This is a genomic window from uncultured Tenacibaculum sp., from assembly GCF_947495995.1.
Lineage (GTDB): Bacteria > Bacteroidota > Bacteroidia > Flavobacteriales > Flavobacteriaceae > Polaribacter.
In genome coordinates this window covers 163,726-176,256 of sequence record NZ_CANMAX010000006.1, presented here as the reverse complement: position 1 = coordinate 176,256, position 12,531 = coordinate 163,726, and the positions used below count along the sequence as shown (strand labels likewise).

Annotated in this window: 11 protein-coding genes; 5 read left to right on the top strand and 6 right to left on the bottom strand. The window is 30.3% G+C overall.

Translation table 11 applies throughout. The features are described 5' to 3' along the window. Positions 1-64: 64 nt before the first annotated feature. Entirely contained in the window at positions 65-631 is a 567-nt protein-coding gene (locus tag Q1A15_RS15910; RefSeq protein ID WP_299626179.1) for a Crp/Fnr family transcriptional regulator, read from the top strand. Between the two features lie 117 nt (positions 632-748). Further along, a complete protein-coding gene (locus Q1A15_RS15905) occupies positions 749-1,153 on the top strand; it encodes a hypothetical protein (RefSeq protein ID WP_363322693.1) in 405 nt (134 codons plus the stop codon). 55 nt (positions 1,154-1,208) lie between these two features. Here the strand turns inward: Q1A15_RS15905 and Q1A15_RS15900 are convergent, their stop codons facing one another. Both Q1A15_RS15900 and katG read right to left on the bottom strand, forming a co-directional pair. Then, entirely contained in the window at positions 1,209-2,645 is a 1,437-nt protein-coding gene (locus Q1A15_RS15900) for a glycoside hydrolase family 47 protein (RefSeq protein ID WP_299626174.1), read from the bottom strand. 308 nt (positions 2,646-2,953) lie between these two features. Continuing rightward, positions 2,954-5,215: a catalase/peroxidase HPI gene (gene katG / locus Q1A15_RS15895; RefSeq protein ID WP_299626171.1), complete on the bottom strand. Its 2,262-nt coding sequence runs from the start codon at positions 5,213-5,215 to the stop codon at positions 2,954-2,956. Positions 5,216-5,327: 112 nt separating this feature from the next. Here katG and Q1A15_RS15890 point away from each other — a divergent pair, with 112 nt between their 5' ends. Continuing rightward, positions 5,328-6,266 carry a hydrogen peroxide-inducible genes activator gene (locus Q1A15_RS15890; RefSeq protein WP_299626168.1) on the top strand — a complete coding sequence of 313 codons (939 nt, stop codon included), beginning with the start codon at positions 5,328-5,330 and terminating at the stop codon, positions 6,264-6,266. Positions 6,267-6,288: 22 nt separating this feature from the next. Here Q1A15_RS15890 and Q1A15_RS15885 read toward each other — a convergent pair whose 3' ends face one another. Together Q1A15_RS15885 and Q1A15_RS15880 are read right to left on the bottom strand one after the other, a co-directional pair. After that, positions 6,289-7,452, bottom strand: coding sequence for an alanine--glyoxylate aminotransferase family protein (locus Q1A15_RS15885; protein ID WP_299626165.1), 1,164 nt, complete (start codon positions 7,450-7,452; stop codon positions 6,289-6,291). A 205-nt stretch (positions 7,453-7,657) separates the two neighbouring features. After that, positions 7,658-8,707 (bottom strand): Ca2+-dependent phosphoinositide-specific phospholipase C, encoded by a 1,050-nt coding sequence (locus Q1A15_RS15880; protein ID WP_299626162.1) that lies wholly within the window; start codon positions 8,705-8,707, stop codon positions 7,658-7,660. A 187-nt stretch (positions 8,708-8,894) separates the two neighbouring features. Between Q1A15_RS15880 and Q1A15_RS15875 the strand changes: the two genes are divergently transcribed. Then, positions 8,895-9,677: a tRNA pseudouridine(38-40) synthase TruA gene (locus Q1A15_RS15875; protein ID WP_299626159.1), complete on the top strand. Its 783-nt coding sequence runs from the start codon at positions 8,895-8,897 to the stop codon at positions 9,675-9,677. A 2-nt stretch (positions 9,678-9,679) separates the two neighbouring features. On the opposite strand, the gene Q1A15_RS15870 is transcribed toward Q1A15_RS15875, so the two are convergent. Together Q1A15_RS15870 and Q1A15_RS15865 are read right to left on the bottom strand one after the other, a co-directional pair. After that, positions 9,680-10,366 carry a GNAT family N-acetyltransferase gene (locus Q1A15_RS15870; RefSeq protein ID WP_299626156.1) on the bottom strand — a complete coding sequence of 229 codons (687 nt, stop codon included), beginning with the start codon at positions 10,364-10,366 and terminating at the stop codon, positions 9,680-9,682. 65 nt (positions 10,367-10,431) lie between these two features. Continuing rightward, on the bottom strand, positions 10,432-10,914 hold the full coding sequence (locus tag Q1A15_RS15865; protein WP_299626153.1) for an outer membrane beta-barrel protein: 483 nt from the start codon (positions 10,912-10,914) through the stop codon (positions 10,432-10,434). A 355-nt stretch (positions 10,915-11,269) separates the two neighbouring features. On the opposite strand from Q1A15_RS15865, the gene Q1A15_RS15860 reads away from it, so the two are divergent. Further along, positions 11,270-12,487: an ATP-binding protein gene (locus tag Q1A15_RS15860; protein WP_299626150.1), complete on the top strand. Its 1,218-nt coding sequence runs from the start codon at positions 11,270-11,272 to the stop codon at positions 12,485-12,487. Positions 12,488-12,531 lie beyond the last annotated feature (44 nt).

Genomic DNA, 12,531 nt, shown 5'->3' with positions numbered 1-12,531 from the left:
ATGATTTTTTACTAACTTTAGTTAAAAGATGATCTTATAAAATCATATCGAAAGATGTAATATTATGGAAGAAGTAAAAAAGTTTATTACTGATATTTATCCAATGAATAGTTCAGATTGGAACTTCTTTTCATCTAAACTTCAGAAAGAAAAACTAACAAAAAATACAGTTCTTACTAAAAAAGGTAGAGTTGAAAATTACTTGTCGTTTATTTCTAAAGGTATAGTGAGATTGTATATTCCTCAAGAAGAGAATGATTTGACTTTTGGGTTTGTGTTTGAGAATGAATTTGTTACTGCTTACGACTCATTTATAACTCAACTTCCTTCTAATTATCAAATAGAAACATTAACTCCTACAGCTTTATGGAAGATATCGTATAAAGATCTTCATGAAGTATATGAAAAAACTGAAAGCGGAAATTTTATCGGAAGAACAATGGCTGAGAATATGTTTTTAATTAAATCTAAAAGGGAAATTTCATTATTGAATGAAACTGCTGAAGAACGTTATTTAAACTTGTTTCAAGAACGTCCAAACTTGATAAAACAAATTCCATTAAAGTATATTGCTTCATATATTGGTGTTACACCTCAAGCTTTAAGTAGAATACGTAAGCGAATTACTTAACTTGGATTCATTGTTAGCTCTAAAATCATTTATCAATTTTGTAAATGAATTTAAAAAGAAGCAAATATGAAACCTTTAATAATACTTGTATCAAGTTTTGTAATAACAATTTTCTTAATGAAAATTTTTAAAGACAATTACAATTTTATGCTGTCAGCACGAATAGCAATGTCTATCATGTTATGTTTTACAGCGATTGGTCATTTCGTTTTTACTGAAGGAATGACAATGATGATTCCAAAGTTTATTCCATTTAAAACAAATTTTGTTTATCTAACAGGACTTTTTGAAATCCTTCTAGCAATTGGTTTACTTATTCCAAAACTAAAAGTAATTAGTGGATGGACTTTAATAGTTTTTCTAATATTAATGTTACCAGCAAATATTTATGCTTCTATACATAATATCAATTACCAAAAAGGAACATTAGACGGTCATGGTTTATCTTATCTTTGGTTTAGAATTCCTTTACAATTATTATTTATTGTTTGGACGTATTTAAGTGCAATTCGAATTTTCTAAGAAAAAAAGAGAAAACGGATTAATAACAAACCAAACTATAATACACATCAGTATTTTACTCAATACCTAAATATTCTTTTGCTTTTTCAGGATCGAAATGACTTCTTTTAAACGGATGTGCTTCTGTATTGAAAACATAATCATTAAAATCAAATTGATCTTTATCAGCAACAGCTACATAAAAATATTTTAAAGTTTCTGCATAAAAGAACGTTGCTAAATAATCTTTTTTCTCCATAGTACTCACATTTTCTATGGAGTGAAAAGCAACGTCGTTTCGACAACATAATTTTAAGTCATTCCAATACTTGTAAATCATATTGATATATTTTTCTTTACCCGTAATTTGATGTAGATAATAAGCAGATTCAATAATTTCTGGATTCAATTCTGAATTTGCATATTCAATAGCGTCTTTTTCATATAAATATCGAGTGGGAAGTAAACCATATTTATTCCAAATCCAATCCCAAGTTCCCATATTTTTTTCAGCATTTTCAAGATCACCATGTAATGCCTGTACTGCAGGAAAAAATGCATCGTAAAGTGAAACCGATCTTTTTACAACTTCGCCAGTATGCATATTTACACAAGTATAAAAGCGTTTACCGTTATAATCTTCTGCTAAATATTCATTGATCTTCCCTAAACTATATTCCCAAATTTCTTTGATTTCAGGATCAGGAAATAGAAAGTTACTCTTAAACATGTATTCATAATATGAATCTACACCAGCTTGTAAATAATGCCAGTTGTTCGTCCATTTTCCAGATTCAACATCGATAAAATCACCAGGGAGGCCAATTTCAGATTTTCTACTAAATACTGCTTTAGTAGCTTTTTTTGCAGCTTGATAATATTTAGGATCTTTAGCATAGTAGCTTAAAATTCCAAATTCGAAAAGGTATGTAGCAGCTTGAGCAACATTAACTACATTTCCTTTTCCTTCACCTTGATTTCCTGATGTTTTTCCTGTTTTTAAATTTACAGAATGATATGGCATTCCCGTAGGAGAGTTAAAGGCAGGTAATAATCGATCTGCAAAATCTATAGCTTTTTCTAAAACTTTTGGATTTTGAGTATGATCGTAAATTGCTAATAATCCGCCTAAGATTCGAATATTAACTTCAAAAACTTGAACATAAACATCCTGATTCCAGTCTTTAGATAATGCGTATTCTTCTATTTCTTTTGCTTCTTTCGTTAATCCCATTACAGCAAGCGTGCTATAGGCATCAAAAGGAGAAATTCCTAAAGATTCTTTGTACCAATTGTAACCTGATTTAGATAATGGTAATAACACATCGTAACCCCAAGCATATTTTTTATAAGCTTCCCAAGATCGTAATGTTTCTGATTTAATTTCTTCAGCAGTATAACTTTGTATCGTGTCTTTTTTTGAAACTGAAGTTTTAAGTTCTTTTTTCTCTGTTTTTGATGAAGTATTACAAGAAAAAAATAATAGCAAGCTAAAAAAGAATAAGAATCTCATTTGAAGTATTTCTCTGGTTGTTTCCTACGAATTTAGGAAATTAAAAACAGATGAAATGAAATGAGATTCTTATCAAGTTAGTTAAAATAATTTATGTGATACATTATTGTTTTTTAAATATCCATTTTGGTCATGATATTTGTTTTAACGTCATTCTGAATTTACCTGTGCTGAACTTGTTTCAGTATTTCTGGAATCTCATAATTCTAGAAAAGAGTAATTTATAATGAGAACCTGAAACCAATTCAGGTTGACGTCAGCTTATTATTACATATTATGGATATTTATATTATTTGTTATCACAATGATTAGATATCAAATCGATCTAAGTTCATAACCTTAGTCCAAGCTTTCACAAAGTCTTTTACAAATTTCTCTTTTGCATCTTCACTAGCATAAACTTCAGAGATTGCTCTTAATTCTGAATTTGATCCGAAAATTAAATCAGCTCTAGTGGCAGTCCACTTTACTTCGTTTGTAGCTCTATCTTTAATATTGAAAAGATCTTTTTTATCTGAAGTAGCTTCCCATTTGTATTGCATTCTTAATAAATTTACAAAGAATTCATTAGTTAATGTTCCAGGAGTTGAGGTCATAATTCCAATATTAGAACCATTATAATTTGCATTTAAAGCTCTCATTCCTCCTAATAAAACGGTCATTTCTGGAGCAGATAAAGTTAATAGTTGAGCTTTGTCTACCAATAGTTGTTCAGCAGATAAAGTATAATCTGTTTTCTGATAATTTCTAAATCCGTCAGCCATTGGTTCTAAAACAGCCATTCCTTCAACATTAGTTTGCTTTTGTGTTGCGTCAGCTCTTCCTGGAGAGAAAGGAACTTTAATAGTAACTCCTGCTTTTTTTGCTGCATTTTCAATGGCTACATTTCCACCTAACACAATTAAATCTGCAATAGAAACTTTTTTATTTCCTTTATTAAAATCTTCCTGAATTTTCTCATAAGCAGCTAAAACTTTTTTCAGTTGCTTAGGATTGTTAGATTCCCAGTTTACTTGAGGTTCTAAACGAATTCTTGCTCCGTTTGCACCACCACGTCTATCAGAATTTCTATACGTTGAAGCAGAAGCCCAAGCAGTTGAAACTAATTCTCCAGTTGTTAATCCAGAAGCTTCAATTTTAGATTTTAAAATGTTAAGATCAGCAGTGGTAATTGTTGAAGAGTTTTCAGCTGAAATAGGATCTTGCCAAACAAAATCTTCTTTTGGAATTTCCGGACCTAAATATGTTGATTTTGGTCCCATGTCTCTGTGCGTTAATTTAAACCAAGCACGAGCAAAAGCTTCATCAAATTCTTTTGGGTTTTCATAAAAACGACGAGAGATTTTTTCGTAAGCAGGATCTTTAATTAAAGCAACATCTGTAACTAACATTGTTGGGTTGTGGAATTTAGTTTTATCAAATGCATCTGGAAATTTAATTACAGAATTCTTTGCTTCAAACTGATGTGCTCCACCTGGACTTTTAGATAATACCCATTCGTTTTCAAATAATGTTTTGAAATATCCTTGGCTCCATTTATCTGGTGTTACCGTCCAGATTACTTCTAATCCAGATGTAATTGCATCTTTACCTTTTCCGGATTTATAATCACTTTTCCAACCTAAACCTTGTTCTTCAATTCCTGCACCTTCTGGTGATGCTGCTAAATGATCTCCACCAGCTTGTCCGTGAGTTTTACCTAATGTATGTCCACCAGCAATTAAAGCTACAGTTTCTTCATCATTCATTCCCATTCTTCCGAAAGTAACACGAATATCTTTTGCAGAAGCAATCGGATCTGGATTACCATTTGGTCCTTCAGGATTCACATAAATTAATCCCATTTGTACAGCAGCTAAAGGTTTTTCTAATTCTCCGTCTTTATAACGTTTGTCATTAGCTAACCATTCTGTTTCAGAACCAAAGTATACGTTTGTTTGTGGTTCCCAAGTATCTTCTCTACCACCAGCAAAACCAATAGTTCTAAATCCAGATTTTTCTAAAGCAACGTTTCCTGCTAAAATCATTAAATCTGCCCAAGAAATTTTCTGACCATATTTTTGTTTTACTGGCCAAAGTAATCTTCTTGCTTTATCTAAGTTAGCATTGTCTGGCCAACTGTTTTGTGGCGCAAAACGTTGTCTACCTTCTCTTGTTCCACCTCTTCCATCACCAGTTCTGTAAGTACCAGCACTATGCCAAGCCATACGAATAAATAAACCACCGTATGTACCGTAATCTGCCGGCCACCAATCTTTAGAATCTTTTAAAGTTTTAGCGATATCTTCTTTTAAAGCAAAGTAATCTAAACTTTCAAATTCTTTCTTATAATCAAAGTCTCCTAACGGATTTGATAATGAAGAATTTTGTCTTAAGACTGTTAAGTCTAAATTGTTTCGCCACCAATCTTTAGTTGTTTTTCCTTCTCCTTTAATGGTTAAACCTGTTGATGGAGTTTTACCAAAACCAAGGGGACAACTTCCGGCTTCTTGCTTTTCTTCTTTAACTTCTGTGTTGTTACACGACACCAAAAGCGCAAGAAACATTCCTGTAAAAAAATGTAGTTTCATATTTATTCGATTAATTAGAGGTTACAAAGTAAGAGGATCATTTTTATTTATAAAAACGATATTTGTGTAGCTAACATCTACAATGTAAATATTGTGTTATATTTGCTTCATTATGAATATACAACAATTTCAGTACGTATTAGCTGTCGTAGATTTAAAAAATTTTGAAGCTGCAGCAGAGAAATGTTTTGTTACACAATCTACGTTGAGCACTATGATTGGAAGGTTTGAAAAGGAAATCGGAATTAAGATTTTTAATAGAAAAACCAAGCCTGTTTCGATTACAGTAGAAGGTGAAGAAATTATAAAACGATTACGAATTTTAGCAAGTGAAGTTGATGCATTAAATAATTTGGTTCAGGAATTAAAAGGAGAAATGATTGGAGAATTAAAGATTGGAATTATTCCAACTGTCGCTCCATATTTATTACCTCTATTTTTAACAAATTTTGCTGAAGCCTTTCCAAAAGTAAAAATTATCGTTCGTGAAATGACAACAAGTGAAATTCAAAAAGCTTTAAAAATAAGAAGTATTGATGTTGGAGTTTTAGCGCTTCCTTTAGAAGATGAAATGCTGAATGAAGTAGATTTATATTCCGAACCTTTTGTTTTATATGATTGCAGTGAAGGTGATATTACAAGTAAGATTTCGGTGAATGATATTGATTATTCTAAACTTTGCCTTTTACAAGAAGGTCATTGTTTAAGAACACAAGTGCAACGAATTTGTGATTTATCTGATCAATATACAAATCGAGATGAAAACTTTGAATTTGAATCTGGTTCTATGGATAGCTTATTGAGAATTACCAGAGCTAGAAAAGGAATGACAATTTTACCATATTTAGCAACTACTGATTTATCTACAGATATAAAACAAAGATTAGTTGAATTTGATAAACCAATTCCTGTTCGAAAAGTAGGTTTAGTTACGCATAAGTTTTTTGTAAAAAAGAAATTATTATCAGAATTAAAATTACTGATTCAGAATTCTGTAATTGAACACTTACCGCAAAAAGAGAGAGAATATAAAATTTTAAAACCCTTGTAAAAACACAAGGGTTTATATTATTTTAAGTCAAGCTTGATAAAAATATTCCAACACTTTTACCAAACTCAAAGTTGTAGTTTTGTTTTTGTAAAGCAGATTCTATTGCGCTCAATGTAGCAACAATATCACTTTTAGTAATTGCTCCCATATGACCAATTCTAAAGTATTTGGTTTTAATTTCTGCATGTAAACCACCAGCTAAAATTACTCCGTATTCAGAAATATCTTTTCTAAATAAGTTTCCATCAATTTCTTCAGGATAATAAATAGCAGTCATTGTATTAGCAGCAATATCGTTAGTTTTAGGAACCAACTGTAAACCGATAGCTTGTACAGCTTTTCTAAATGCTTTTGCATACGTAATATGAGTTGCTACTCTATTTTCTATTCCTTCTGTATTGATTAAATCTAAACTTACTTCTAAAGCACGAATTAAATTTACCGGAGGTGTACCAAAATATGAAGGTCTCCTTTCTTCGTAAGCCTGCATAATAGGCAACCAATTTGTAAAGCTTCCATAATAGTTTTGTACAGGAGTTGTTCTGTTTTTCCAAACATTCATTGCTTTTTCTGAAGCAACTAGTAAAGCTAAACCAGGAGGAACTCCAATTGCTTTTTGAGAACCAGTTAATACCACATCAATTCCCCAAGCTTCTTGTTGTGTTTCTTCTCCAGCTGTCGCACAAACTCCATCGACAATACTCAGTGTATTATATTGCTGAGCTAATGTAGCAATCGCTTTAGGATCTGTTAAAACTCCGGTTGAGGTATCAACATGAGTAATAGTTAATAATTTGTAATCTTTAGAAGATAATTCTGCCTCAATTTTATCTAAAGACACCGTTTCACCAATTTCAGCCTGAAGTACAGTTACGTTTGCACCATACGTTGCTAAAATATTTTTATAACGTTCTCCAAAATATCCTGTTGAAATTACTAATGCATTATCACCAGATTCGATAAGATTACTTACAGCCATATCCATAGCTAAAGTTCCACTACCAGCAATAATAAATGGCTGACCCTTTGGAGCTAACCAAATTTTACGCATTAACTCTAATGAGTTTCCAAAACTTTCTATAAAATTAGGAGCAATATGACTGGTAGTCACTTCTCCCATAGCTCTTAATACTGCAGGATCAACTTCAATTGGTCCTGGTATCATTAATAGTTTTCTATTTTTCATGAAAAAATGATATAGTAATTACAACGATTTCGTTGTAAGTTACAGAATAGTTTTAAGCTACGAGAAAGAATGAAAAATATTACGAATATTTAAAAATATACCCTTTTATTTTTTGATTTGAAAAAAATGAAGAGGTTGTTTTTATGAAAGTAAAAAATAAAGGAGAGCTAAAAAACTCTCCTTTTTAAAATTATAACAATTTTAATTATCGTTGAATGAACATGTTGTTATTATCAATTTTAGCCCAATCGTGATTCTTAATTTTGTTAGTAGAAATACAACTGATTTTCCAACTTTTGCAACGTTCCCATTCATCTCTGTTATTTGCAGAATAAACTCTAGTAATCATTCCTCTTCTTGCTAGTTGACGAGCATATTCTCTAGAACCTGCTTTATTTCTTTTATCATTTATATCCGACATACTAAAGTTATAAAACACATAATTAGGGTTATTGTCAATGGTATTGTTAGCTTGAGATATACCACTACTCGTATTATCAGTATTAGCAATAGTTTGCGCTTTCATACCAAAAGCCCATCTGTAACGAGAATTTGTTCTAACGTACTGATCCATCCAACTTCCATTTCCAGTTAAAACAATAATAAATTTACCACGAAGTTCATCCATAGAAGGCCAAGCATTTTCATACAAAACATTATGTCTGATTGATCTATTAGGATCTTTAAATAAACGTTGCGCTTTAAAAATAACATCACTATCTCCTAAGAAGCGTTGTAAATACCATTCTATTTGTTCGTGAAAATTTTGATATCCACCGTTAGAACTTTTTACATCTAATTTAATCATGATTGGTAAGTGATTTCTGTTTCTATTGTGCCAATCTTTTAATTTAGAAAAGTAAGAAGCTAAAGTTCTTCCATAACGTCCTGGGTGTGGCCAATGATTTACAACCCAAGTATTCGAAGGAATACTAGTATTTGTATATGAGTTTCTTGGTGTATTTCTCCAAATATCTAATTCTAATGCTAATACATTATTTTGGTAAGCCGGACTACTATTTGTTATCTGTTCTGTAATATCTTCTCTTCTTTCATAAGAATTATGAGAACCTTTGTACATTACTTGATTGTATTTTAATTGATCAAGATTTACAGCTCTGTTTTTTGTTGTTTCTATGTCTGATGATTCGATTTCATTAGTAATAGAAGATTCACATTCATAACAATTATCAGATTCAGAACAACTGATTAAAGTGAATAAAGTTAAAATTGAAAGGAATAAAATTTTTTTCATTTTGATAAAAAGTTTGGGGTTAATAATTAATCAGCAAATGAAGCTGATAGATGTTTTTAAATAGTTATTTAAAAATAAAAGAAAGTTTAGCTTAATGTAAACTATGTTGATTGATAGTTAACTAGCTGAAAATGTTAGGTGAGTTTTATAGAGTAGTTCAACATTTTAAAAATAGTAACTTTGGCATATGAATTATAATTACGCGTATTTAGTACGTTTTCAATATTTAGGATTTCGATTTCATGGATGGCAAAAACAGCCAAATTTGAAAACTGTGCATTGGGCTTTAGATAAAACTCTAAAGTTTGTTTGTAAAGGAATTCGTTGTAAAACAATAGGAGTGGGGAGAACAGATGCGAAGGTTTCTTCTACAAATTATGCGTACCAATTATTCATAGATGAAAAGTTAGATGAAGATATTTTTATAAAAACTTTTAATATAAACTCTCCTTCTGATATCAGAGTAACAGCAATTGAAAGAATAGAAGACGAAAGCTTTAATATAATTCAGCATCCAAAACAAAAAGAGTATCGTTATTACTTTTCTTTTGGAGAAAAAAATCACCCATATTGCGCACCCTTTTTAGTAGGATATTTAGATCATCTTAATATTGATTTGATGATAGAAGGAGCAAGACTATTTGAAGGCTTTCATAATTTTAAACATTACTGTACCAAACCCTCAGAAGAAACAAAAGTCGAACGAACAATTGATTCTTGTGAGATTATTGAAAACACAGAATTAACAGCTTCTTTTTTCCCTGATAAGAGTTATATATTAATTATAAAAGGACAAGGTTTTTTAAGAAATCAGATTCGATTAATTATGGGAGCATTAGCCGAATTAGGTAAAGAAAATTATGATTTAGATTTTATTAAACAAAGTTTAAATGGAAATTCTAATATTGAATTTCTTAAAAGTATTGCACCTGCTTCTGGTTTGCATTTGCATGAAGTAAACTTTAAGTAGTACTAATCTTTTATGTAATGTCTCCAATACATAAAGTCTATGGTTTTATACCCTAATTTCTCGTAAAGTCGTATTGCACCTTCATTAATTTCTAAGACATGTAAAATTGGAGTTTTTCCTTTTCGTAAAACTTCAGCAGAAGTATAAGCAACTAATTGTTTTGCATATCCTTTTCTAACATGATCTGGATGAGTAACAACACCGCTAACTTCAATAAATTCATCGCCTTGAATGCGTTCTCCTGTAGCTGCTACTAATTCATCACCATCAAAAATTCCATAATAATCACCAACATCAAAAGATTTCTTACGATAAGTTCCTGGCATTACAAGCATTATTAAATCATAAAGTTGTTGTTCATGAGCTTTGGTTAATTTCACTATAGTTGAAGTATATTCTGGAATTTTAAAATCTTCTTGAGATAATTCCATTTGTAAACAGTGATATTCTCCTTTTAAGGTTAAACTTTTAGGATAAGTAGGAGCTTCTTGACAAACAATGAAAAAATCAGAAGTTAATTCTGCATAAGATTCCATAGCTTTTATAATATCTTTAGCATCGTTAAAACTTCCAAACGGACAATAATCTGGATGATAAAACTTTGCATTCTCATAACTGATGAGATATTCTTTATGAGTTTCTTCTAAAGCAAACCAAACTGGATTATCAAATTTTTTCTTTTTTATCATAGTTGTAAAAATAAAAAAAGCCTATTCAAAATTGAATAGACTTTATAATTTTAACGAGATGTTTTTTAAAGTTTAAATACTACGCCTAAACCAACACTACTAAAGTTTTGTCCATCATTAGCCACTCCATTATAACTAGCTTGTAAAGCTATAGTTTCCGAAATGTTGTAAGCTACTAAAGGTCTGTAATAAAATCCTCCTTCATTTCCTGTGTTAATTCCAATAGCATAACCTAAGTCAGCACCTAAAGTAAAGTCTTCAGAAACATTAAATCTTGCAGCACCAGCTACTGGTAAAAATTGAACACTTCCAAAACCAACATTGTTTTCTTCTTTACCAAAGTAGTTGATAAAAGAAGCAGATGGACCAATTTGAATATTATCTGTAACATCAAATAAGTAGTTGGCTTCTACACTTAAAGCAAAATTGTGAGTTTCACTAGCATTTCCTACAGGTAAACTAAAATTAGCACCAAGATTAAATCCCCCGTCTTGAGCATTAGAAATTAATGTAAAAGTTAAAGCGAATAATAAAAGTAATTTTTTCATGTTTTTTAGATTTATAATTTCCATTTGATAGGCAAGTACTGTGCCATAAAATTGAATTAAGAAATCCTTAACAAAAAAAGAAACGTATAATTTATTTCTGATTCTTTTGAATAAATCAACGCATTTTTGATCTGTATACAGCTAAAAACTTGAGTTTTTTAAGCGATTTTAGAAAAAATACACCGAATTATAAAAAAGGGGTAAATCACTGTATATCATTTTATTTTCTTTCTTTTCTGAAATTAATATGCTATATTTAAAGATAGAGCTTGAAGAGTAAGGTGAACTTTTAAGATTAATTCACCTAACATTTGTAAGATAGGAACGTCATTATTTACCCCGTTAAAATTACTCTATGCAAACAGCAAGTATACCAAAGGATGAAGAAAAAAGAATAGAAGCTTTAAATAGTTATAACATCCTAGATACACTTCCAGAAGAAGATTACGATAATATTACAAAAATTGCAGCTGAAATATGTAACGCTCCAATAGCATTAGTGTCTTTGGTTGATCCAGAAAGACAATGGTTCAAATCAGCTTATGGTTTAAATGCAACAGAAACACCGAGAGATTTTGCTTTTTGTGCACATAGTATTTTACAACCAGATGAGTTATTTATTGTGCCAGATGCAACAAAAGATATCCGCTTTAATGATAATCCTTTAACTGTAAACGATCCACATGTTATATTTTATGCAGGCGCACCTTTAAAAACAAAAGAAGGTTATGCGTTAGGAACTTTATGTGTTATAGATAATGAACCTCGATTGTCGTTAACAGATGGTCAGAAAGAATCTTTAAAAGCATTATCACAACAAGTAATGAGTTTACTTGAGTTGAGAAAAAAGAATTTAAAACTAGAACAAGCAAATCACGAAATAACAAGATTAAATAATGAATTAAATCAATTTGCACATAGACTTACACATGATTTAAAAACTCCAGTTCGTGGTATTAATTCTTTAGCTTTATTTTTAAAAGAAGATTTAGAAGAAGCATCTAGCGATTCTAAAACAAATGAATTTATAGAGTTGATTTCTTCTAGAGCTCAGTATATGGAGTCGATGATCAATCAACTTTTAATTTATGCTAAAGTTACCAATACTAATATCGATTTTGAAAACTTCAATTTAAAAGAGTTATTAGGATACATATTAAAAAATTGTGATTTAGATGGTTTAGTAAATATCAACCTAAATGATTTAGATATAAACCTATTACATTCTAAAATTTGTTTTATTCAGATTTTTCAAAATCTATTAACAAACTCTCATAAATTTAATGACAAAGACAAATGCGAAGTACATATCACGTATACTTCTGATGAAGAATCGTATCAGTTTATTTATGAAGATAACGGACCAGGTATACCTGAGAAGTTTTATGATAAAGTTTTTATGATGTTTGAAACTTTAGGTGAAGCTAATTTTCAAAACACGGGTATAGGTTTAGCCACTATAAAATCAATAATTACGCGATTAGGCGGAACAATAGGATTAGGAATAAAAGCGAATAATGAAGAAGGAGTTCGTTTTGAGTTTACAATACCAAAATCGAATCTTTTTAAATAAAAAAACTCACCTTTGAAAGATGAGTTTTTGAAATATAAACAATA